General features: G+C 59.9%; 21 protein-coding genes. 11 read left to right on the top strand and 10 right to left on the bottom strand.

Going from position 1 to position 23,378, the window contains the following annotated elements; genetic code table 11:
* Positions 1-38: 38 nt before the first annotated feature.
* Positions 39-353 carry a hypothetical protein gene (locus C4J91_RS11055; protein WP_124362340.1) on the bottom strand — a complete coding sequence of 105 codons (315 nt, stop codon included), beginning with the start codon at positions 351-353 and terminating at the stop codon, positions 39-41.
* A gap of 225 nt (positions 354-578) precedes the next feature.
* Between C4J91_RS11055 and cyoA the strand changes: the two genes are divergently transcribed.
* Genes cyoA through cyoE form a run of 5 tightly spaced genes read left to right on the top strand, consistent with a single transcriptional unit; the run spans position 579 to position 5,298 of the window.
* Positions 579-1,502, top strand: coding sequence for a ubiquinol oxidase subunit II (gene cyoA, locus C4J91_RS11050; RefSeq protein WP_124362339.1), 924 nt, complete (start codon positions 579-581; stop codon positions 1,500-1,502).
* Positions 1,503-1,504: 2 nt separating this feature from the next.
* Complete coding sequence (cyoB, locus tag C4J91_RS11045; protein WP_124362338.1) at positions 1,505-3,484, top strand: cytochrome o ubiquinol oxidase subunit I; 1,980 nt, start codon at positions 1,505-1,507, stop codon at positions 3,482-3,484.
* Between the two features lie 5 nt (positions 3,485-3,489).
* Entirely contained in the window at positions 3,490-4,104 is a 615-nt protein-coding gene (gene cyoC, locus C4J91_RS11040; protein ID WP_124362337.1) for a cytochrome o ubiquinol oxidase subunit III, read from the top strand.
* A 1-nt stretch (position 4,105) separates the two neighbouring features.
* On the top strand, positions 4,106-4,444 hold the full coding sequence (gene cyoD / locus C4J91_RS11035; RefSeq protein WP_124362336.1) for a cytochrome o ubiquinol oxidase subunit IV: 339 nt from the start codon (positions 4,106-4,108) through the stop codon (positions 4,442-4,444).
* On the top strand, positions 4,402-5,298 hold the full coding sequence (gene cyoE, locus C4J91_RS11030; protein WP_124362335.1) for a heme o synthase: 897 nt from the start codon (positions 4,402-4,404) through the stop codon (positions 5,296-5,298). Before cyoD ends, cyoE begins: the two co-directional genes overlap by 43 nt.
* Here cyoE and C4J91_RS11025 read toward each other — a convergent pair.
* From C4J91_RS11025 to C4J91_RS11010, 4 genes are all read right to left on the bottom strand, one after another.
* Positions 5,270-6,895: a histidine kinase famiy protein gene (locus C4J91_RS11025; RefSeq protein WP_124362334.1), complete on the bottom strand. Its 1,626-nt coding sequence runs from the start codon at positions 6,893-6,895 to the stop codon at positions 5,270-5,272. The two genes, cyoE and C4J91_RS11025, sit on opposite strands and share 29 nt — an antisense overlap.
* A gap of 107 nt (positions 6,896-7,002) precedes the next feature.
* Positions 7,003-7,512 (bottom strand): ferritin-like domain-containing protein, encoded by a 510-nt coding sequence (locus C4J91_RS11020; RefSeq protein ID WP_124362333.1) that lies wholly within the window; start codon positions 7,510-7,512, stop codon positions 7,003-7,005.
* Positions 7,513-7,575: 63 nt separating this feature from the next.
* Positions 7,576-8,460, bottom strand: a complete 885-nt coding sequence (locus C4J91_RS11015) for a manganese catalase family protein (protein WP_124362332.1) — start codon at positions 8,458-8,460, stop codon at positions 7,576-7,578.
* 159 nt (positions 8,461-8,619) lie between these two features.
* Complete coding sequence (locus C4J91_RS11010; RefSeq protein ID WP_124362331.1) at positions 8,620-8,844, bottom strand: hypothetical protein; 225 nt, start codon at positions 8,842-8,844, stop codon at positions 8,620-8,622.
* A 299-nt stretch (positions 8,845-9,143) separates the two neighbouring features.
* Here C4J91_RS11010 and C4J91_RS11005 point away from each other — a divergent pair, with 299 nt between their 5' ends.
* Positions 9,144-9,326 (top strand): general stress protein, encoded by a 183-nt coding sequence (locus C4J91_RS11005; RefSeq protein ID WP_124362330.1) that lies wholly within the window; start codon positions 9,144-9,146, stop codon positions 9,324-9,326.
* Between the two features lie 231 nt (positions 9,327-9,557).
* Here the strand turns inward: C4J91_RS11005 and C4J91_RS11000 are convergent, their stop codons facing one another.
* From C4J91_RS11000 to gcvA, 3 genes are all read right to left on the bottom strand, one after another.
* Positions 9,558-10,319 carry an SDR family oxidoreductase gene (locus tag C4J91_RS11000; protein WP_124362329.1) on the bottom strand — a complete coding sequence of 254 codons (762 nt, stop codon included), beginning with the start codon at positions 10,317-10,319 and terminating at the stop codon, positions 9,558-9,560.
* 29 nt (positions 10,320-10,348) lie between these two features.
* Positions 10,349-11,176, bottom strand: a complete 828-nt coding sequence (locus tag C4J91_RS10995; protein WP_124362328.1) for a DMT family transporter — start codon at positions 11,174-11,176, stop codon at positions 10,349-10,351.
* Between the two features lie 77 nt (positions 11,177-11,253).
* Positions 11,254-12,147 (bottom strand): transcriptional regulator GcvA, encoded by an 894-nt coding sequence (gcvA, locus tag C4J91_RS10990; protein ID WP_124362327.1) that lies wholly within the window; start codon positions 12,145-12,147, stop codon positions 11,254-11,256.
* A gap of 297 nt (positions 12,148-12,444) precedes the next feature.
* On the opposite strand from gcvA, the gene C4J91_RS10985 reads away from it, so the two are divergent.
* The gene (locus C4J91_RS10985; protein WP_124362326.1) at positions 12,445-13,719 is read left to right on the top strand and encodes a glycoside hydrolase family 68 protein; all 1,275 of its coding nucleotides are present in this window, start codon (positions 12,445-12,447) and stop codon (positions 13,717-13,719) included.
* 110 nt (positions 13,720-13,829) lie between these two features.
* Here C4J91_RS10985 and C4J91_RS10980 read toward each other — a convergent pair whose 3' ends face one another.
* Together C4J91_RS10980 and C4J91_RS10975 are read right to left on the bottom strand one after the other, a co-directional pair.
* Positions 13,830-15,317, bottom strand: coding sequence for a serine protease (locus C4J91_RS10980; protein ID WP_124362325.1), 1,488 nt, complete (start codon positions 15,315-15,317; stop codon positions 13,830-13,832).
* 152 nt (positions 15,318-15,469) lie between these two features.
* Positions 15,470-16,348 carry a LysR family transcriptional regulator gene (locus C4J91_RS10975; RefSeq protein ID WP_124362324.1) on the bottom strand — a complete coding sequence of 293 codons (879 nt, stop codon included), beginning with the start codon at positions 16,346-16,348 and terminating at the stop codon, positions 15,470-15,472.
* Positions 16,349-16,479: 131 nt separating this feature from the next.
* Here C4J91_RS10975 and C4J91_RS10970 point away from each other — a divergent pair, with 131 nt between their 5' ends.
* From C4J91_RS10970 to C4J91_RS10955, 4 genes are all read left to right on the top strand, one after another.
* Positions 16,480-17,661: a serine hydrolase gene (locus C4J91_RS10970; protein ID WP_124362323.1), complete on the top strand. Its 1,182-nt coding sequence runs from the start codon at positions 16,480-16,482 to the stop codon at positions 17,659-17,661.
* Between the two features lie 144 nt (positions 17,662-17,805).
* Positions 17,806-18,987: an acyltransferase gene (locus tag C4J91_RS10965; RefSeq protein WP_256658948.1), complete on the top strand. Its 1,182-nt coding sequence runs from the start codon at positions 17,806-17,808 to the stop codon at positions 18,985-18,987.
* Between the two features lie 27 nt (positions 18,988-19,014).
* On the top strand, positions 19,015-20,181 hold the full coding sequence (locus C4J91_RS10960; RefSeq protein ID WP_124362322.1) for an efflux RND transporter periplasmic adaptor subunit: 1,167 nt from the start codon (positions 19,015-19,017) through the stop codon (positions 20,179-20,181).
* Positions 20,181-23,354 carry an efflux RND transporter permease subunit gene (locus tag C4J91_RS10955; RefSeq protein ID WP_124362321.1) on the top strand — a complete coding sequence of 1,058 codons (3,174 nt, stop codon included), beginning with the start codon at positions 20,181-20,183 and terminating at the stop codon, positions 23,352-23,354. Before C4J91_RS10960 ends, C4J91_RS10955 begins: the two co-directional genes overlap by 1 nt.
* The last annotated feature ends 24 nt before the right edge of the window (positions 23,355-23,378 follow it).

Genomic DNA, 23,378 nt, shown 5'->3' with positions numbered 1-23,378 from the left:
AGTTCCTTTATTCGTGCGAATCCAGCGCAGGCGCCTCGTCAGTCGTCGTCGTGACCGTGTGCGTCGGCGCAGGGCAATCGACCGGATTCGCCCCCGGCAATCCTTTCGGCCTGGTCGATACCACGCTTGAGCGCGTCATGCACTGTCCACTCCGCGCCCGGTAACTGCTTGGTGCGCTCAGCGACACATTGGCCCGTAGCGGTGTAAACGCACAGCAGCACTTCGATATCGGCATCCTCCCGCTCGCGGGCCCTGACTTCGATATGGCAGCCGTTTTCCACTTCCTGGGTAAAGCACTCTTCGTCCAGTGCTTTTGCGGCCCAGGCGTTATAGGTATTGCCGCGAATGAACATAGCTGTTCTCCAAGACCGTTAAGGGTTGGTCTTTCAACTAAGACCTGAACTCTTTAGCAGGGATTCCGTGTTTTTTCCAAGGCGAACTTTATAGAAGCCTCATTAGCGTTTCGCTTGTTAAACCGTTCGTCAGGCGACGTAACATTTTGTTAAACCAACCCCTGAGGGCCCCATTCAAATTGTTCGACAGCGCAATCACGGATGTTTTCACGACAGGAGCAAGGCATGAAACGAACGATGAGTTATTGCCTGGCCTATCTCGCCAGCACTTTCTTATTAACCGGCTGCAACCTCGTGGTGTTCAATCCCAAGGGGCAGGTTGCAACCGATGAACGCGACCTGATTATCCTCGCCACAGGCCTGATGTTATTGGTGGTGGTGCCGGTGATCGTGCTGATGTTCGTATTCGCCTACCGCTACCGTGCCACCAATAAAAAGGCGCGTTACTCGCCACGCTGGGCCAGCTCCCACAAGATCGAAGCGGTGGTGTGGGGCGTGCCGCTGCTGATCATCATCGCCTTGGGCTGGGTGACCTGGAAAACCACCCACGCCCTCGACCCCTATCGCCCGCTCGACTCGGACACGCCGCCGATCAATGTGCAAGTGGTGGCCACTGACTGGAAGTGGCTGTTCATCTACCCCGACCTGGGTATCGCCAGCGTCAACGAACTGGCCCTGCCGGTGCACACGCCGGTGAGTTTCACCATCACGTCCGATGCGGCCATGACCTCCTTCTTCATCCCGGCGTTGGGCGGGCAGATCTACGCCATGGCCGGCATGCAGACCAAGCTGCACCTGATCGCCAACGAGACCGGCGAATTCAAGGGCATCGCCGCCAACTACAACGGCCCCGGTTTTTCCGACATGCATTTCTCCACCCTGTCGCTGAGCCCCGCCGACTTCCAAAGCTGGGTGAGCAAGGTCAAGGGCGCGGCAACGCCGCTGGACCAGACGAGCTATGCGCAATTGGCCAAGCCCACCATCAAGCACCCGGTGACCTACTACTCGGCGGTTCAGGAGCGGCTGTTCCTGGACATCGTCGATAAATACGAAGGCATGAACAAGGCCAATAAACCCAAGCGCGCACCCGTGAGCGGCGTTGAAACGCGCGCCGATCAACACCCGAGTCTGCTGGCTGAGGAGCGGTAACAATGTTCGGAAAACTGTCGTGGGACGCGATTCCAACCACTGAACCCATCGTGATGTACACCTTGGCCATTATCGGCCTTATCGGTGTGGCGATGGTGGGGACCATTACCTGGAAGCGCAAATGGGGTTACCTGTGGCGCGAGTGGTTCACCTCGGTGGACCATAAAAAGATCGGCTGCATGTACATCATCGTTGCACTGGTGATGCTGCTGCGCGGTTTTTCCGACGCGATCATGATGCGCACCCAGCAAGCCATGGCCGCCAGTGGCGGGCCGGGTTATCTGCCGCCGGAACACTACGACCAGATCTTCACCGCCCACGGCGTCATCATGATTTTTTTCGTGGCCATGCCCTTCGTGGTCGGCTTGATGAACGTTGTGGTGCCGTTGCAGATCGGCGCACGCGATGTGGCCTACCCGTTTCTCAACGCGCTGAGCTTCTGGCTGTTCGTGGCCGGTGCCGCGTTGGTCAACGTCTCACTGGGGATCGGTGAGTTTGCGCGAACCGGTTGGGTCGCCTACCCGCCGTTATCCGGGTTAGCGTACAGCCCCGGTGTGGGGGTGGATTACTACATCTGGTCCTTGCAGATATCCGGCATAGGCACGCTACTGACGGGGGTGAATTTCTTCGTCACGATTTTGAAGATGCGTACCCAAGGCATGACCCTGTTCAAGATGCCGGTGTTCACCTGGAATGCGCTGTGCACTTCGGTGTTGATCCTGGCGTCGTTTCCGATCCTGACCGCTACCCTGCTGATGCTGAGCCTGGATCGTTATCTGGGCATGCACTTCTTTACCAACGAAGCCGGCGGCAACCCGATGATGTACGTGAACCTGATCTGGGCCTGGGGGCATCCGGAGGTGTATATCCTGATCCTGCCGGCGTTCGGGGTGTTTTCGGAGGTTGCCGCCACGTTCAGCAGTAAACGGCTGTTCGGCTATGTGTCGCTGGTATGGGCAACGATCGCGATTACCGTGTTGTCGTTCATCGTGTGGCTGCACCATTTCTTCACCATGGGCGCGGGGGCCAACGTCAACGCGTTCTTCGGCATCATGACGATGATCATCGCCGTGCCGACCGGGGTGAAGATCTTCACCTGGCTGTTCACCATGTACCGTGGCCGAGTGCGCTTTGAAACCCCGATGCTGTGGACCATGGGCTTTATCGTGACCTTCAGCATCGGCGGGATGACCGGGGTACTGCTGGCAGTTCCCGGCGCCGACTTCCTGCTGCACAACAGCCTGTTCCTGATCGCGCACTTTCACAACGTGATCATCGGCGGCGCGGTCTTCGGCTACATGGCGGGCCTGACCTACTGGTTCCCCAAGGCTTTCGGCTTCCGCTTGAACGATAAGCTGGGACGCATCGCGTTCTGGTGCTGGTTGATCGGCTTCTACTTCGCCTTTATGCCGTCGTACGTGCTGGGCTTCATGGGCATGACCCGGCGCCTCAACCACTTCGACAACCCGGAATGGCGGCCCTGGTTGCTGCTGGAGTTGGTCGGGGTGGCGATCATCCTCTGCGGCGTGGCCGCTCAGGCACTGCAACTGTTCGTCAGCATCCGCAACCGCCACAGCCCCCAGTATCGCGACCTCACCGGCGATCCGTGGGACGGGCGCACGCTGGAGTGGGCCACCTCCTCTCCGCCGCCGGTGTACAACTTCGCCGAGCAACCCAAGGTCGACGACCTGGACGCCTATTGGGGCATGAAGGAGCGCGGCGTTAGCACCCTGAGCCACACCGACTATCGCAGCATCCATATGCCACGCAACACCGCGTCGGGCCTGGTTATCAGTGTGTTCGCGCTGATCTGCAGCTTCGCCCTGGTGTGGCATATCTGGTGGTTGGCGGCGTTCGGTCTGGTGGCGTCGGTGGTTGCGTTCGTGGTGCGCAGTTACGACGAAGACACTGACTACTTCGTGCCCGCAGAAGAGGTGGCGCGCATCGAAACGGCCCGTCTCAAAGACCTGGCAGAGGCTTGACTCTTATGTCCAATATCGTGATCGAAAAAGACATCGCCCACACCCACGAACAAGGGCATGAAGACGCCGGTTCCCTGAGCCTGTTCGGGTTCTGGATCTACTTGATGACCGACTGCATCCTGTTCGCGACCTTGTTCGCTGGCTATGCGGTGTTGCGCGACAGCGTGGCGGGCGGCCCTTCAAGTGCGGACATTTTCGAGCCGCCCTATGTGCTGGGTGAAACCATGCTGCTGCTCTTGAGCAGCATCACCTACGGCTACGCGATGCTGGCGATGAACCGTGGCCAGCAGTCCCAGGTTCTGCGCTGGCTGGGGCTCACCTTCGTGCTGGGCGCCGGGTTTATCGCCATGGAAATCAACGAATTCCATCATTTGATTGAAGAGGGCCATGGGCCGGACCGCAGTGGCTTCCTGACCGCGTTCTTCACCCTCGTCGGCACCCACGGCGCGCACGTCCTGACGGGGTTGGTGTGGATGGCGGTGCTGATGGTGCAGGTGCACCAGCGTGGCCTGACCAGCACCAACGCCACCCGGCTCAGTTGCCTGAGCCTGTTCTGGCATTTCCTGGACGTGGTGTGGATCTGCGTCTTTACCGTGGTCTATCTGTTGGGGGTGGTGTGACATGTACAAACAAAGTTCGGTTCACAGCAGCGCAGGTAGCAGCCATGGCAGCAGCCGCTCCTACCTGGTCGGCTTCCTGGTGTCGGTGCTGCTCACCCTGATCCCGTTCGCCATGGTGATGTTCCCGTCACTGCCACGCACCACCACCGCCTGGCTGGTGGTGGCGCTGGGCGCGATACAAATCGTGGTCCACTTGAAGTTCTTCCTGCATCTGGATACCGCCGAGGAGCAACGCTGGAACCTGATTGCGCTGATTTTCTCGACGGTCATCATCCTTCTGCTGGTAGGACTTTCGCTATGGATCATGAACAGTATTCATCACAACATGCTGGCGCACTGAAACACTGGCTGGGGCTGTTCAATGTAGGGGTTCAACTGACCAAGCCGGGGATTATTTTCGGCAATCTCGCGTCGGTGCTGGGGGGCTACTTCCTCGCGGGCAGCGGCCATCTGGCGAATCCCGCCCACTTGCTGGCCACCCTGATTGGCACCGCACTGGTGATCGGCTGCGGCTGTGTCATCAACAATTGTGCCGACCGGGATATCGACCGACGCATGGTGCGTACCTGCCACCGCGCGCTGGCACTGCGCGCCATCAGCGTGCCCGCCGCCGTCAGCTACGCCATCGCCCTGGGTGTCACCGGCTTCGGTTTGCTGTGGGCTGGCAGCAATATGCTGGCCTGCACCCTGGCACTGGTTGGGCTGGTCGTTTATGCAGGCGTTTATACCTACTGGCTGAAGCGGCGCTCCCACTGGGCAACCCTGATTGGCAGCCTTTCCGGGGCAATGCCGCCGGTGATCGGGTATTGCGCGGTAAGCGGTCGGTTCGACGCCACGGCGATGCTGCTGGTGCTGGTGTTCTGCTGTTGGCAGATGCCTCACTCCCATGCCATCACCGTGATGCGTCGCGAGGACTTTCGCGCCGCGCGCCTGCCCCTGCTGAGCCTGCCCGAGGCCCACCGACAGATACACGCGTACATGCTGGCATTCCTCGCCAGCACCATGGCGCTGGGCGTGGTTGCGCAGATGAACGCCGTGTACTTCGCGCTGATGCTCGGGTTCTGCGGTTACTGGATGGCGCTCGCTGCCAGCGCCACGCGCCTGACGGACCCGCCCGCCTGGGCGCGCAGGGTATTTGGATGCTCGATTCTGCTGGTGCTGGTACTCAACCTGTCGCTGGCAGTACTCCGCTAACCGTGTCGGCTGTCCCCGTAGATCCGGCATCCAGCACCGCGCGGATTTTTCGAGGCAGGTCCGTGGGTTGATAGGGCTTTTGAATCAGCTCGAATTCATGCACCTGTATTTCCGCGCGCTCCAATGCGTCTTTTGCATAGCCGGTCGTGAGCAGGATCCTGATGTGCGGATACAAGCGCGATACTTCACGCGCGAGTACCGCCCCATTCATCGCGCCCGGCATGATCAAGTCACTGAACACCAGGTCATACGGGACGCTCTGGAGCATGCTCAATGCTTCGGCGGCGGTGTGCGCGATGCCGGTCCGGTAACCGTAGTCAGACAGGATCACTTGGGCCAACTCGGCCACGTCGGGCCGGTCCTCCACGATCAGGATGTTCTCGTGGCCCTGCAGTGAGGCGGTGGCGGATGTTTGCTCGACCCAGGGCTGACTATCATCGGCCGGAAAGTACAGACGTATGGTGGTACCGACACCGGGATAGGAATGGATCCGCGCCGTGCCGCCCGATTGCTTGACGAAGCCATACACCATCGACAGTCCCAGACCCGAGCCCTTGCCTTCTTCCTTGGTGGTGAAGAACGGCTGCATGACTTTATCCTGAATACCCTCGGCGATGCCGCTGCCATTATCCGACACCGAGATGCTGACGTAGCGGCCCTCAGCCAGGCCATCGCGTTCAGCACCGACCTCGCCCGGCACCTGGACGTTGCGGGTTTTAACCGTCACTGCTGGCTCGCTGCACCCTTGCAATGCATCCTGGGCATTCGACAGGAGGTGTCGCACCGCCAGCTCTGCCTGGGCAGGGTCAATGCAGCAGTTCCACAGATCGTCGGCGAGTTCTATGTGCAGCTCGACGTCATGCAGTACGCTCCTGAAGTCGGGCCGACTCAACACGCTGTTCAGATTGATCACACGGCTGTCGAGCCGCTGCTTGCGCGAAAACGCCAGCAATTGCTGGGTCAGGGTTTGCGCTTTTTCAGCGGCCGCCCGGGCACGGCTGGCACTGTTGACGATGCGCTGCGGGTCGCTGCCGGGGCGCTTGGCGCTCTGCTGGATCAGCTCCAGGTACCCGACCATCACCTGCAGCAGGTTATTGAAGTCATGAGCGATGCCACCCGTCAGTTGCCCCAGCGCTTCAAGGTCCTGGACGCGGCGCACGCGCAGTTCCGCGTCGTGCCGCCGGCTCACGTCCAGCTGGGAGGCAAAAAAGTACACCAGTTGGCCGCGCTCGTTGAACAACGGCGAGATGAATATCTCATTCCAGAAGGTCGAGCCGTCCTTGCGGTAATTAAGCACCTCGACACAGGCCTCATGGTGGCCCTCAAGCGCACGCTGCACCTGCCGCAGAGCACTCTTGTCGGTTTCTGGCCCTTGCAGCAACCGGCAATTGCGTCCGATGACCTCGTCATGCTCAAACCCGGTCAGCGCAAGAAACGCCGGGTTGGCGAAGATGATCGGGTTGTCGGGCTGCGCGGGGTCGGTCACGATCATTGCACTGTGGCTGGCTTGCATGGCGGCGAAGAACAGATCTTTACGGTCGGAAGACAGCACCGCCAACGCCTCAGCGCCGACTGTGGGCTTTTTCTTTGTGTCCACGGTTCACCTCCAGATAAGTGGTGCGTGATCCATTGACCGTGAAAATGCAGCGGAGTGCGAGGCTGCGCCCAATCACGCGCGGCGCCGACGGGGCGCCGCGCGCAATCTCAGCGTTTGGCCTCTGTGTCGGGCGCTGCAGAGCGCTCCAGAAATGCCTGGGTGAGCTCGGGCAGATGCTCGAGCAGCCACTCGGCCATTGCAATTTCCTGGGGCAGGATCTTTTCGCAGGCCGCTTGTGTCTCGGCGTCTCCGGCTACTTTCGCGGCCGCTATAAGCGCCGTGTAGCTGGCAATCTCCATATTTTCGAACACATAACCGGCCATCGCGCCCTTGATCACCTCGTCACTCATCAGTGAGCCACCAACCGCCTGCCCGAACGCCATCAATTTGCCGCCCATGTCTTTCAAGGTCGACGCGCTGCCGCCCAGGCGCGCCAGGCATTCATCAATGAGCGCCTGCTGGCCGAGAGTTTCCTGAATATGCTCGTCGATCCGGGCCTTGAGCTTAGGGTAATGTTCCAGGCGCTCGGATTGTGCCTTGAGCATTTTTTCGGCCTGTTGCTCCATGGCATGGGCGTCGCGTAGCCAGTCGAGCAGGTTTTCCTGTGGGGTTGCCATCTCGTTACTCCTCTTCAAGCCAATAAAAAAGCCGCACGCCTCTGGGCGTGCGGCTGCCGCGCATCAAAGATCAGGCTTGGGCTGAAGGCCCGAGCCCAGGTCAGCGCCGGTGGTGGGGTCGCTGGTAGGGTCGGAGGCCGTACGAATTTTCATCGCGCTCAGCACTGCTTCGTCGTCAGCGTCCAACTGCACGCTGGCCGTGCCATCCCCGCCATCGACCGCAGGTTGCGGGCTCTCCACGAACTCCCATTCATCGCCCTGGTTCCAAGGACCACGCAGGTCTTCCGCGCCCTGGGACATGTTGTAGTACACCTGAGTGAACTCCGGCTTGCCTGGCAACTTGCCTTGGGGGAAATTCGGTTGAATTGAATGCAGAGCCTTTTCAAAGGACATCTGATGCGCAATTTCACGGGTCATCAGGAACCCGAGGGCATCTTTCACGCCTGGATCGTCGGTGACGTTCATCAGCCGTTCATAAACGATTTTGGCGCGTGCTTCGGCGGCGATATTGGAGCGCATATCCGCCGTGGGCTCACCGATGGTGTCGATGTAAGCCGCTGTCCAGGGCACCCCGGCCGAGTTGATCAGCGGCGCCCCCGCACCGTACAACAGGCTGGTGATGTGGGAATCATTGCCGGCGCCGTTGAGTGAGCGATACAACTCGCCCTCCTCCTCCACGCCTTCGGCCATTCGGCCCTTGGCGCCCTTGTTGAGCATCACAATGATCGAGCCGACGATCTCCAGGTGGCTGAGTTCTTCGGTGGCGATGTCCATCAACAGGTCTTTGCGCCCTGGATCGTCCTCAGCCAAGGCCTGGGTGAAATAACGGGATGCGGCCGCCAACTCACCTTGAGCTCCGCCAAATTGCTCGAGCAAAAGGTTCGCCAGACCCGGGTTGGGCTCGGCCACACGTACGGTGTATTGAAGTCGCTTGTTATGTAGGAACATCAACAAATCTCCTCAGGCTTACTGAAAGTGGCGGCATCTTGGGAATGCGCGCCTACCTTTCATGGGAAGCGAGCGGCGCGTGAAAAATTTCAAAATTAATTTGCGCATCACGACGAGCGGTTAACCGTTGCACAACAAGCGAAACGGCGGCGCTGCTGCTCAGCTGGCATCATCCGCTTCTGGAACGGTGTCGATCCCGGGCGTGCCGTTAGGCGGCGTCACGGTGGCCTCGACAGCGGTCGCATGGCTGTCGGGGTGGTCCCAGTCAGTGGTTGCGTTTGGGTCTTCGTCACGTCCGGCGGTGCCGATCACGCAACCATCGTCATTCGGCTTATCGAGCGGTTCAACCGGTCGGTGCTGTGAGTTGGATGGGTCATGGTTCATGGCAAAAAATCTCCAGTTCACAAAGAGGGGGAACCTCGTTTGAGCCGGCCCATGGAGTTCAAGTGCAACGAAAAAGACGAATGGCGTGAGCGCTGTTATTGCCGGCATGCAGCAACGGGCAAAACTTATACGAAGCGGCGTTAAGACGGCGAACTTGTACAACTTTCCCGGCTTATCTGCCGTTCGTCGCCTGTTATAAAAATCAGTAAAACATTTCTGCTGGCGTCGCTATCGGAATAGATGCCCGCTGCCATAACGGGCAACTAACGAAACGCTAACTTAGCGACTGGAGAACTGTCATGACTACAGGCAATAAAAACCCAGGCAACTTTGCCAACGATCGCGAAAAAGCATCCGAAGCAGGGAAAAAAGGCGGCCAAACGTCGGGCGGCAACTTCGCCAATGACCGTGACAAAGCGTCCGAGGCGGGCCGTAAAGGCGGGCAGAACAGCCATGGCGGCGGCCGGAAGTCGGGCTCTTGAGTGAGAGTGGAAGGGGCAGCCTCGCTGCCCCTTCAATTCACGCAATTGCCGTTCATTGCGCCGATCGTTTGAACTTCCCTGTCGGCGCGCACACAACGATCCGTATGTCAGGCCATGCATCGTTAGTTCGTCTGCGCACACTAATTTAGTTAACAACTGTCACTGACTAGTTGTTGCGCTGGCGTGTTGCTGCAACTCAGGAAAGTGCGAGCAAAACATAGGCAGGCTTTTTTATTTACCCCCCGTCACATCAAGGAACGCACCCGTAACGAACGATGCCTCTGCGCTGGCCAGCCATAGAATGGCCTGTGCCACTTCCTCCGGCTGACCGCCACGGCCCATGGGAATCGAATCCTTGACGCGATCGACGCGTCCCGGCTCGCCGCCGCTGGCGTGCATGTCGGTATAGATATGCCCTGGGCGAACACCGTTAACGCGTATGCCCTCCCGCGCAACCTCCTTGGCCAAGCCGATGGTAAACGTCTCCAGGGCGCCCTTTGACGCCGCATAGTCCACGTATTCGCCAGGGCTGCCGAGGCGCGCCGATGCCGAAGAAACATTGATCACCACGCCGCCCGGACCGTTATGCCGGTAAGCCATGCGCTTCACCGCCTGCTGGGCACAGAGGATCGGCCCTATGGCATTGACCGCAAAGATGCGCTGCATGCGTTCGAACCCCAGGTCTTCCAGGCGTGACTGAGTCGCCAGTACCCCGGCGTTATTGACCAGTACATCGATTCGCCCGAACGTACGGTCGATGGCGCTGAACAACTCGGCGACCTGTGCCGGGTCCGCACTGTCGGCCTGCATGGCCAAGGCTCGGCGCCCGAATGCTTCGACTTGCGCCACTACCGCCAGGGCCGCAGGCTCATTGGCCACGTAGCTGATCGCGACATCGTAGCCTCTTGCAGCAGCCAGCCGGGCGGTGGCTGCGCCCACTCCGCGACTGCCACCGGTTATCAGAATAAGCGGTGCCTGCGAGACGTTAACCATTGAAATAACCTCCTGAGCCGTCAGCCCTGTCAACCGATTATGAGAATGCCACTGGCGATCACTGCGCACGCCAGGACCCGCCGTGCCGTGAGCGTCTCGCCGAGGAACAGGTAACCAATCAATGCCGCAAACAACACACTGGTTTCGCGCAATGCCGACACCGCCCCCAACGGCGCTTCGTTCATGGCGTAGATGACAATCCCATAGGCGAGCAACGAGACCAGCCCGCCGACCACCGCGGTCAAAATGCCGGGCCGCACGCGGAACAAGCTGCGGGCGTCGCGCAGGCCGATGTACACCACTGGCATCAGCACGCCCCACAACGCGCACATCCACACCGTGTAGCCGAGCGGCGCGCCGGAGAGCCTGGCGCCAATGCCGTCAACCACGCTATAGGCGGCGATGAAGCAGCCAGTGCCCAGCGCATAGGGCAAGCTGGGCACCGACAGCCTGCGGCCTCGGAACGCCAGGGAAATAATCCCGCCGGATACCAGCGCAATACCGAACAGCTCGCCGGGGGTGATGCTTTCGCCGGCGAAGACGGCAGCTCCAAGCGTGATCAGCACCGGCGACGAGCCACGGGATATCGGGTAGATCTGCCCGAGGTCACCGACCCGGTAACTGCGCACCAGAAACAGGTTGTAGCCCACATGCAGCAATGCCGACAGCAGCGCATAGCCCCAGCTTTCAATAGCGGGCGGCACCAGGAACGCAGCGGCGACGACGCAGGTGATGGCGATGGCGATGCACATCACCGTCATAGACCAGAGTCGATCGGCACCGCCACGCAGCAGTGCGTTCCAACTGGCATGCAGCAGCGCGGCGAAAAGCACCAGGCAGATCAAATGAATAGGCATGCGCCATCCTAGCAATCCAACGCCCTGCCTTCAGCGAAGTCTCTTCATCGCAGCATGAGCAAATCCTCAGACCCGGCTCATTGCACTTTCAGCGCCTCACTGCTCAACCAACGGCGAAAGTTGACGATATGCGGCTGCGCTTCGATGCCCTTGGGGCACACGAAATAGTAGGCCAGCGGCGATGGGAACGGCACATCGAACAGCCGCACCAGGCGCCCATCGCTGATTTCGTTCTCCACATGCCGACTGCGCACCAACGCCACGCCATGGCCGAGCAAGGCGGCCTCGACCGTCATGTTGGTGTCGCCAAACCTGACGCTTTCCTTGAGCGGCGAAAAGGCCAGCCCGACACTGTCAAACCAGACCTCCCATTTCGGCGCCAGCTCGGCGCCGTCGCGGATCAGCAGCGGAAACTGCAACAGTTCTTCCGGGTCGCGCGGTGTACCCATACGCCGAAGCAATTCGGGGCTGGCCACCGGAAACACCTGCTCGCCAAACAAGAACTCTGTATGCAGCCCCGGGTAATTGCCCTTGCCCAGCCGGATCGCAACATCGGCCTGGTTGCCGGAGAAGTGGATGATGTCGTCCGTGGTGTGCAGCGACACCAAAAGCTCGGGGTGCTGGCGAGCCAGGTTCGGCAAGCGTGGCAGCAGCCATTTCAACGCGAAGGAGTAGGTGGCGCTGACGCTCAGGCGCACCCTGCCTTTTTGCTCGCGCAGATCGCCGAGGGTCGCCTCCAGGCTCATGAAGAACTCCCGCACGATAGGCGCCAGCGTGGCCCCTGCCGCCGTGAGGCGTAATGCCTTGCCGCGTTCGAACAACTGCAGCCCCCACAACGCCTCCAGATGCCTGAGCTGATGGCTGACCGCGCTCTGGGTGACATGCAGTTCCTGCGCGGCCGCCGTAAAGGTCGGGTGCCGGGTGGCAACTTCAAACGCGCGCAGTGTGGCGGTCGGCGGCAGGTCTCTCATGGGCGGGTGTCCGGCGAGTGGTTGGAAAACGCTGAGCATGAGCGTTGGCTCATGTGAGTGGCAAGTGCAGCGCTTCTCTGCGTCGTCCATTCAAACCGAGGGCCGGTACAGCGCAGACGCGCCTACACAGCGCCTAACTTCCGTAAAAGCCTCAAGATGAAACGTATCAGCTCACCGAAAAAACTTAATTATGCATAAATGCATTTTTGTCCTTGACCCGAAGGATAGAGTCTTCTAAAGTCAAATCACTGTATATGAATACAGTATTTATCTACCTTCATGGACGAGGTTTACCTTATGAAAAGCATCACCGCGAAATTTGGCAAAACGCCCCATCAACCCAGCCTGTGGACCCGCGCCGATGCGCTGAAAGTCCGCGCAGACGACCCCACCACCACCCAGCCACTGGTGAGTGCCGACTTCCCGGTACTGAGCGACAAGGTGTTTATCTGGGACACCATGCCGCTGCGTGATATCGACGGCAACATCACCTCCGTCGATGGTTGGTCGGTGATCTTCACCCTGACCGCAGACCGCCACCCGACCGACCCGCAATACCTCGATCAGAATGGCAACTACGACATCACCCGCGACTGGAACGATCGCCATGGTCGGGCAAAGATGTACTACTGGTTTTCCCGCACCGGCAAGGACTGGAAACTCGGCGGCCGGGTCATGGCTGAAGGGGTTTCGCCCACCGTCCGCGAATGGGCTGGCACGCCGATCCTGTTGAACGAACAGGGTGAAGTGGACCTGTACTACACCGCAGTCACGCCAGGCGCGACCATCGTCAAGGTGCGTGGCCGCGTGGTGACCACCGAGCATGGCGTCAGCCTGGTGGGCTTCGAGAAGGTCAAGCCGCTGTTCGAGGCCGACGGCAAGATGTACCAGACCGAAGCGCAGAATGCGTTCTGGGGGTTCCGCGATCCGTGGCCGTTCCGCGACCCGAAGGACGGCAAGCTGTACATGCTGTTCGAGGGCAACGTGGCTGGCGAGCGTGGCTCGCACACAGTGGGTAAGGCGGAAATCGGCGATGTGCCGCCGGGCTATGAAGACGTCGGCAACTCGCGCTTCCAGACGGCTTGTGTCGGTATCGCTGTGGCCCGTGATGAGGATGGAGACGACTGGGAAATGCTGCCGCCGCTGCTGACCGCAGTCGGCGTCAATGACCAGACCGAACGTCCGCACTTCGTGTTCCAGGACGGCAAGTACTACCTGTTCACCATCAGCCACACCTTCACCTATGCCGACGGGGTAACCGGGCCAGACGGGGTGTACGGTTTTGTCGCAGACTCGCTGTTCGGCCCTTACGTGCCCTTGAACGGTTCCGGCCTGGTGCTGGGCAACCCGTCGTCCCAGCCCTTCCAGACCTACTCCCACTGCGTGATGCCCAACGGCCTGGTGACTTCCTTTATCGACAGCGTACCTACCGGCGAAAGCGGGACAACGATGCGTATCGGCGGCACCGAGGCACCAACGGTGGGCATCAAGATCAAGGGGCAGCAAACATTCGTAGTCGCCGAATATGACTACGGTTACATCCCACCGATGCTTGACGTCACCCTCAAGTAAAGCGCTACAGGGCTTTGAGGCAACGGGTTTGAGTTCGATGAGAACCCGTTGCTGATACGCCTGCCTCATTGCGAACTGGCGACAGGAATGTAGCCGGTTCGGATGAGGTCTTATCGCAGCGACGCTGACGGCTCCAGCATTTGCGTGGTAGGAAGATACCTTGATATTTCGATCACATCCGTACGCACGGCGGACGGTTGGCCAGCAGAATTGCGTGCGTAGCTGCACAACGTAATGGGAAGCTGTGATATTTCATAAGTAGCGCTGCCGTTGGCAAATGCATAGCGGACATCATCGATGTCTTGGCACAAAGCCCCTTGGGAAGTATCGACATAGAAGTAATGTTGGGTGAAGTCTGTGTGTTGGTCGTCCCAGTTGACGTTGTAGTTCAGGCTGATCTGAGGTGCGGGCGTTGGGGCGGTCAAGAAGACGGCGTGTGTGAAAACATTGTGAAGCAGCGCCGGCGTCAGCGGTTCGCTGCGGCTTTGTATCCCGATGATGCACAACACATGGGGACCCAACGCCGGTCCGATTTCTTGATTGATGTAACCCTCTGCCGAGGCGACGGCGCTGTAATAGCCGTTGGGGAATCGGCACTCCTTGACGTCGCGCACGGACTTGAATCGATAGAAGGGATCAAGGATCGAGAACCTGATATTCCAGGTGGGTCGAACACTCAGCCCCGTGGCGCCCTGCTGCAAATGCACATAGGGATTGAGCTTCCAGGGTTCTTCAAGGACAAGTTCGACGGATTTTAGCTGGCAGTTCAGCGTGTTATTCAAGAACCGGCCATCGACAAAACAATGATGAAGGTCGTTGGCTGGATAGCTGTAGTTGAATTTGGCCGCTTCACACGCGGAGGTGTTCTGACAGTTGCTGAGGATGTCCTTTTTGATGACAGCCGCGACCTTACTGACAATACCGGTGATTTCGTTGGTACGCCGGTCCAGCATCGGGCTACGGCAACGATTTTTGGTGGCGCCAGGAAATACACCGGGATGTTCGACAAAGCTGTTCGTTGCCGTTTCCTTGCACGCACTCATACGCAAGCCTTTTTCGCGAAACCCGCTCGGGGATCCGACATTTATTACCTCTCGTTCTCCTGCCTGCTGATGAGCTGCGAGCTTGAGTGGCACGATGCCCTTTGCAACGAGCGCGGCCAGTGACGTATCGAGCTCAAGAATCGCCAGATCAGTACCGACCATACTGCTCCAATGCGCCTTTTTAATCAGAAAACTGCGGTGTTGCGCGGGCGTGTCGTGGAAATAATTGAACGTGATGTTCGCCTCTATGGCTTGGTTGATCGCGGCCGTGCCATAGCTGAAATACACGCAATGCCCACTGGTCAATACATAAGCCGGGCCGACGGCTTTATTCTGCCGGTCACGGGTGTCCAGGAGTACCGCATTGCAACTTTGGCCGATTGCATTTTTCATCAGGCCAATTCCGGACCACAGCCCATACCGCTGGTCGTGGTTCTGCAAGGCTGCGGACGGGCCCTGATCGGTCAGTCCTTGCGCCAGATCTCTGCCATGGGATTGTCCGGCAATAAAGGGTGCAACAAGTAATAGAAGAGGGATAAAACAACGGGTCAGCATGAAGGCCTCGGCGTATAGCGACAGATGTGTGTGTCGACTTTACCCAGCACTTCGAACTGCTGTGCCCTATCGGGTTGCTACAGTGAGCGACCGAGAAAATACGCCGGCGACTTCATCAATGCGCCCGCCCGCATTCGACGCCACTCGCACACTCACATATGCAAGGAGATGAAATCCACAAAACAGCGCAGCTTGGGCGTGATGAAGCGGTTTGGCGGCCACAGCACGCTGAAGTGAATGGTGCGGGTGACCTCTTCAGTCAGTACGGCCTGCAATGCTCCAGCCTCCAGAGCATCCTTCACGGCAAATTCCGGCAGGCATGCAATGCCTCGCCCCTCCATGGCGGCGTTGAAGAGCATGTCGATGTTGTTGCTGATCAGCACGGCCCGCAGGTCCTGCGCGCCGTTGTGAGCTTTGTCCGGTAGCGGCCAGCGCTCGAGCTTGCCGGTGGATGGCACCCGGTACAGCAAACAGTCATGGTTGCTCAAGTCGCCGGCATCCAGGGGCGCACCCTGGTTCTGGAAATAGGTCGGGGCGCCCACCAGCAGGAAACGGAAAGCACCCAAGCGTCGCGCCACTAGACGGGAGTCATTCAACTCACCGGTCCTGACCACCGCATCAAAGCCCTCCTCCACGACATCCACCAGTCGGTCGCTGAAATCCAGTTCCAGATGAATGTCCGGGTATCGCTTGGCAAAGCTGGATAACAACGTGAACAAGAACTGCCCGGCCAAGGGCAGGCTCACGCGCAGCGTGCCACGTGGCTCGCTGCTGGTGTTCGACAGCTCAAGTTCCGCCGCCTCCAGCTCATTGAGCACGCGCCGGCAGCGGTTCAGGAACAGCATGCCCTCCGCCGTCAGGTTGATGCTGCGGGTGCTGCGATGAAACAGCCTGACGCCCAGGCGCTGTTCCAGGCGCGCGATGCTTTTGCCAATCGCCGACGATGACACGCCCAATTGCCGGCCCGCGGCTACAAAGCTGCGAGTTTCGGCAACCTGCACGAAAACCGAGATTCCGCTGAGGTTGTCCACGCACTCTCCTTGAGTTCTGCGCCTTGAATTGCGGAACGAAACGTCCGATGTGTCCGGAATTCTAGCCTCTGTTTCCCCTGCCGTCTGCGCCCTAGCATGGCGACGTCTACTACCAGCAGGGAATCGCGAACATGACCGCCAAAGAAACCATTCAATTATCCAGCGCTATCGCCACCGACCCCATGCAGGCGCGAATCGACGCGGCACTGCACAGCGCCATCGAAGACAAGCGCCTGGTGGGGGCCGTCGTGCTGGTCGCCCGTCGCGGCGAAATCACCTATCGCAACGCCGTGGGGCTGGCTGATCGAGAGGCCGGTTTACCGATGCGCACCGACGCCTTGTTCCGTCTCTCCTCAGTCACCAAACCGATTACCTCCGCCGCCGCGCTGGCCTTGGTTGCCCAAGGCCGCATTGGCCTGGACGACCCCGTCGCCCGCTGGCTACCGGAATTTCAGCCATCCCTGGTGGACGGTTCCCGCGCGTCGATCACCGTACGCCACTTGCTCAGCCATACAGCCGGCCTGGGTTACGGCTTCCTCGAAGCCAAAGGTGGCGGCGCCTATGCGCGTGCTGGTGTGTGTGACGGGCTGGAAAACGCGCCGCTGACGCTGGAAGAAAACATCCGGCGACTGGCGACCGCGCCGCTGCTGTACCGTCCTGGCGCCGACTGGGGGTATTCGATAGCCACCGATGTGTTGGGCGCACTCATTGCCAGGGTGTGTGACAGCAGCTTGGCCGACGCGATCAACCAATTGGTGTGCGAGCCGCTCGGCCTGTCCGATACCCGTTTCAACGTGGTCGACACGTCTCGCCTGACGGCCGCCTATCTCAATGCGGATCCTGCCCCACGACGCATGAACGGCGTGGAAGTGATCGAGGTTTTCGAAAACACCGCGGGCATCCGCATGGACGCGGACCGTGCCCTTGACGACAGCGCCTACCCTTCAGGCGGCTCCGGCATGATCGGCTCCGCCGAGGAATTCCTGACGCTGCTCGAAACCCTGCGCCAGGGGGGTGGCGCGCTTATGCCAGCGAACCTGGCCAAGGAAATGGGGACCGTCCAGACCGGCGATTTGGAACTGGCCAATTGGCCTGGACGCGGTTTCGGCCTGGGGTTCACCGTACTGACCGATCCGCAAGCAGCGCAGGTGCCGGAGTCAGCGGGCACCTGGCGCCTGGGAGGAGCGTTTGGTCATTCCTGGTTCGTCGACCCGGCACAGCAGCTGTCCGTGGTGGCGTTCACCAATACCGCCTTCGAAGGCATGTTCGGCCAATTCACCGTTGATCTGTGCAACGCCGTCTATGGCGTTTGAATAACGCAGAACCTGCGTTGCGATAAAGAGACATGACGAGAAGACCGGCTTGAAGGCCGGCCTTCATGCGAATGCCATTTGAGTTGTTCAGTTTTGTTTTGGCTACCTGCCCATGGAATTGACCAGGCACCTCGAACCTCGACCGTGCCGCGGATCTTTATTGAAAGGTATCGACTCATGACGCATTCAAGCCTGTATCACAACTACACCCATGTGCGCCTGGACTCCCTGACAGGATTTCGCTTTGTCGCAGCGGCGCTGGTGTTCTTCTTCCATGCCTCACTGACGAAAATCATCGGATTCAATCCATTTGCCGACCAAGACATCATCGCCGGCTTCCAGCGGTTGTTCAGCGTGGGCGGTTGGATCGGGGTGTCGTTTTTTTTCGTGCTCAGTGGTTTCGTCATTACCTGGTCGGCCCGCCAGAACGATACGCTCGGGGCCTTCTGGCGCCGGCGCCTGGTCAAGATCTACCCCAACCATCTGGTCACTTTCGCCCTGGCGATGATCCTGTTCGCCGTACCGCTGACGGCCGTCAGCGCCTGGTTGCCCAACTTGCTCCTGATTCATGCCTGGGTGCCGGACATGTCGGTGTTCCTGAGTGTCAACGGGCCGTCCTGGTCGTTGTGTTGCGAATTGGTTTTCTACCTGGCGTTCCCATTTCTTTTGCGCGCGTTGTGGAAAGTTCCTGCAGATCGGCTCTGGCCGATCGCAGGCCTGGTGGTTTGCGCGATGGCGGCGACACAGTGGCTCATCGCCGAGTTTGTCACCGGCGCGCCGCAAATCGTCGAATACCCGATCGCCTTGAATCAATGGTGGCTGGCCTACTACTTTCCACCGCTGCGGCTGTTCGAGTTCGTTATCGGGATGTTGATGGCACGGATCCTGATGGCCGGACGTTGGCCGGCCATACCGGTCGCGCCAGCCCTGGCCTTGATGGCAGCGGCGTATTTCGTCGCGGGTGAAATGCCCTTTATCTACAGCCTGACACTCACCACCGTCATCCCGATCGCCTTCCTGATCACCAGCCTGGCTGCCGCCGATGTCGCGCAACGCAGCTCCTGGTTTCGTCACCCGCGCATGGTCTGGCTGGGGGAGATTTCGTTCGGTTTCTACATGATCCATCTGTTGATCATGATGTGCGTGACCTCGCTGCTGGACGGACAACGTTTCGCTATTGCTCCGGCCTTTCTCATTCTTGCCGCCACGTTCTGTCTGTCGCTCTTGGGTGGCTGGCTGCTTTTCGCATGCGTTGAGCGGCCCGCCATGAGGCGCTGGGGCAAGGCGGCCCCCCTTGAGCGGCCATTGGGAGTCCCTCAGCTCTGATTTTCCCCATTAGAAAGGATGCTTGCCATGTCTTCGTTTATTCGCAAGTTAACCCGCGTGCCCGCTTGGGCCCTGGGCGTATTGGTGCTGACGGCCATTGCCGGGTTGGCGATCAGCACGCGCTCGCCGGTTGCCCAGGCAAAGACCGAACCCGCGCCGCTGCCGCAAGTGCAGGTGATGGCCGCGGTCAAGCGTGATGTCGTCGACTGGCACAGCTACACCGGCCGATTGGTTGCTACCGATACCGTGATCATCAAGCCTTTGGTGGCAGGCACGCTCGTCAGCGTACATTTCAAGGACGGAGCGCTGCTGCGCAAAGGCGACCTGATGTTCGAGATCGACCCTCGGCCGTATGCGGCGACGCTGCAGCAAGCCCAAGCCGCGCTGGTGGCTGCCAGGTCGATGAGTCTGTTTGCTCAGAAAGAACTGCAGCGCTATGAGCACTTGATTACCAGCAATGCCATCGCCAAAACCGACCTGGACAAGCGCGTACAGAGCGCCAACGAAGCCCAGGCCAGGGTGAATGAAGCCCAGGCCAGGGTCGAGTTGGCACGGCTCGATCTGGAGCACACGCGCATCCTCGCACCGTTCGATGGCCGAGCCTCGCGCGTGGAGGTGACGCCGGGAAATATCGTCGATGTAGGGGAACGCTCCACAGCCCTGACGAACCTGGTATCGATCTCGCCAATCTATGCCGACTTCGAGGTGGATGAGCAGACCTTCCTGCGCTACCTGGGCAACCGCCCGGCCGGCGATTCGATCCCGGTGATGCTGGGATTGGCCCACGAGGAAGGCTACCCACGCAAAGGAAGCCTGAGTTCACTGGACAACCGGCTGGACACCCGGTCAGCCACCATCCGGGTCAGGGCCAGTTTCGACAACCGCAATGGGGAACTGCGCCCGGGCCTTTTTGCCAGGGTTCTCCTGCCGAGCAGTGCCAGCCGCTCCGCCACCCTGGTCGAGGACAGCGCCATCGGCACCGACCAGGACAAGAAGTACGTGCTCGTGGTCAACGCCGAGGGGCGCGTCCAGTACCGTCAGGTCAAGCCTGGGATACGCCAGGGTGCGCTACGCGTCATTGACCAAGGCATCGAACCTGAGGAACAAGTGGTGGTGAGTTCCTTGCACCTGGCGACACCGGGCACTCAAGTCGCCCCCGTACGCGCGCCGTCACAACCACAGGCGGCGCAGTGATGAATATTTCCGGATTTTTTATCGACCGTCCGATTTTTTCAGGCGTTCTCAGCGCCCTGGTATTGCTCGCCGGCCTGCTCTCGCTGACGCGGCTGCCCGTGTCGGAGTACCCCGACGTGGTGCCGCCATTGGTCGTGGTGAACGCCCAATATCCGGGCGCCAATCCCAAGGTGGTGGCTGAAAGCGTCGCCGCACCGCTGGAAGAGCGCATCAATGGCGTGGAAGGCATGCTGTATATGCAATCCCAGACCAACAGTGATGGTACGTTGGCGATCAACGTGACATTCGCCTTGGGCACCGACCCTGACAAGGCCCAGCAACTGGTGCAGAACCGCGTTTCGGAAGCATTGCCGCGCCTGCCGGCCGATGTACTGAGCTTGGGCGTCACCACCAGCAAGTCGTCGTCGACTCAGACACTGGCGATCCACCTGGTGTCACCCGGCAACGAATACGACGCCAACTACCTGCGCAATTACGGCATTCTGAATATCAAGAGCCAGCTCGAACGCATCCCCGGTGTCGGCGAGGTGCGCATCTGGGGCGGCGGCGACTATGCCATGCGTATCTGGATCAACCCCGACAGCGTGGTGCAGCGGGGGCTCACTGCCGGCGAAGTGGTCCAGGCAATCCGCGAGCAGAACATCCAGGTCGCGGCCGGCGTGATTGGTGCTTCGCCCATGCGGGCCGGCGTCCCGCTTCAGCTCTCGGTCAATGCCCAGGGACGGCTGAAAACCGAAGAGGAGTTCGGCAACATCGTCGTCAAGACAGTGCCTGATGGGGCTGTGACCTATTTGCGTGATGTGGCCCGGATCGAACTGGCGGCCTCGACCTACGCGCTTCGCTCGCTGGTGGACGGGCAGCCGGCAGTGGGCCTCGGGGTCTTCCAGATGGCAGGCGGCAACGCGCTGGACATCTCTGCCCGCGCCCGTGAAATCATGGCTGAAGCCAAATCAGATATGCCGGCAGGCGTCGATTACAAGATTGTTTTCGACCCGACTCAGTTCGTTCGCTCCAGCATCGATGCGGTGATCACGACCCTGTTCGAAGCCATTGTACTGGTGGTGCTGGTGGTCATCGTATTCCTGCAAACCTGGCGCGCGTCCGTCATACCACTGCTGGCAGTGCCGATATCCATCGTGGGCACCCTGGCATTTTTGCTGGCGTTTGGTTTTTCCATCAACGCGTTGTCACTGTTTGGCCTGGTATTGGCCATCGGCATCGTCGTGGACGACGCAATCGTGGTGGTGGAAAACGTCGAACGCAATATCTCTCAGGGATTAACGCCGCATCAGGCAACGCACAAGGCGATGACAGAGGTCAGCAAACCGATCATCGCCATTACCCTCACGCTGGTCTGCGTGTTCATTCCATTGGCGTTCATGCCCGGTCTCTCGGGCGGTTTCTACCGCCAGTTCGCGTTGACCATCGCCATTTCCACCGTGATTTCGGCATTCAATTCACTGACCTTGTCCCCCGCCCTTTGCGCTCTGCTGCTCAAGCCGCACGGCGCCCCGAAGGATATGCTGGAGCGCGGCATCGACAAGGTGCTGGGGCGTTTTTTCAGGGGGTTCAATCGCCGCTTCAAGCGGGCCGAAGACCGCTATGGCGCCGGCGTGCGTGGAGTTCTGGCGCGTAAGGGCAGGACGCTGGCGTTATTCGGCGTTCTGCTGGGTGCCTGCGTATGGCTCAGCCACACGTTGCCAACGGGGTTCGTTCCAGCCCAGGACAAAGAGTTCCTGGTGGGCTTCGCCCAATTACCCGCCGCAGCCTCTCTGGATCGCACCGAGCAGGTCATCCAGCAAATGAACGATATCGCGCTCAAACACCCTGGCGTTGCGCATACCCTTGAGTTTCCCGGCATGTCCGTCAACGGCCTGATGAACTCTTCCAGCTCGGGCATCATCTTCGTGATTCTCAAACCTTTTGCCGAACGTTCCGGCAAGGCGCTGGGGGCGAACCAGATCGCGGCGGACCTCAATCGCCAATTCAGCGCTATTGCCCAATCGTTCACGGCTGTTTTCCCGCCGCCGCCCGTCCTGGGACTGGGCACCCTTGGCGGTTTCAAATTGCAAATCGAAGACCGGGCGAGCCTGGGTTATGTCGCACTCGACAGCGCGGTCAAGGCCTTCATGAGCGAGGCCGCCAAGGCACCGGAGCTGGGGCCGCTGTTCTCCAGCTACCAGATTAACGTGCCCCAGCTGGATGTTGATCTGGACCGGGTCAAAGCCAAGCAGCTCGGTGTCTCGGTGACGGACGTGTTCGAGACCCTGCAGATTTACCTGGGTTCGTTGTATGTCAATGATTTCAATCAGTTCGGACGTGTCTACCAAGTCCGTGCGCAGGCGGATGCGGCGTTCAGGGCCAACCCGGAAGACATCACGCGCTTGAAGGTACGCAATACATACGGCGACATGGTGCCGCTGTCGACATTGCTGTCGGTCAAGCCAGGTTACGGCCCGGAAATGGTCGTGCATTACAACGCGTTCACAGCGGCAGACGTCAACGGCGCGCCCGCCCCAGGTTACTCTTCGGGCCAGGCAGAAGCGGCCATCGAGCGCATCGCCCGGCAGACCCTGCCTCAGGGCATACGCATGGAATGGACCGACCTGACCTACCAGCAGCGGCTGGCCGGTGACGCGACAGGCTGGGTACTGGCAGTCAGCACATTGCTGGTATTCCTGGTGCTGGCGGCCTTGTATGAAAGCCTTTTGTTGCCGCTGGCGGTAATCCTGATCGTGCCAATGGGTGTGCTCTCGGCGTTGGCGGGCGTCTGGCTGACCGGAGGCGACAACAATATCTTCACCCAGATCGGCCTGATGGTGCTGGTGGGCCTGGCGTCGAAGAACGCCATCCTGATCGTCGAATTTGCACGGGATCTGGAGAGCCAGGGCCATACCCCACAGAGCGCCGCCTGGGAGGCCAGCAAACTGAGGCTTCGACCGATCCTGATGACCTCGATCGCCTTCGTCATGGGGGTCGTCCCTTTGGTGATTTCCACCGGTGCCGGTGCGGAAATGCGCCAGGCAATGGGCATCGCGGTGTTCTTCGGCATGTTGGGCGTGACCGCATTCGGGCTCATCTTCACCCCGCTCTTCTATGTGCTGGTTCGCAGTGTCGGCCGCCGTGTGCGCCAGGGCCAATCGATGTTCATTGCGGACACATCTATCCGTTAATACCGGAACTCCAGCGCGTTTTTC

Origin of the sequence: Pseudomonas sp. R3-52-08 (genome assembly GCF_003851745.1) — a bacterium.
GTDB lineage: Bacteria > Pseudomonadota > Gammaproteobacteria > Pseudomonadales > Pseudomonadaceae > Aquipseudomonas.
This window is presented reverse-complemented; position numbering and strand designations above follow the sequence as displayed.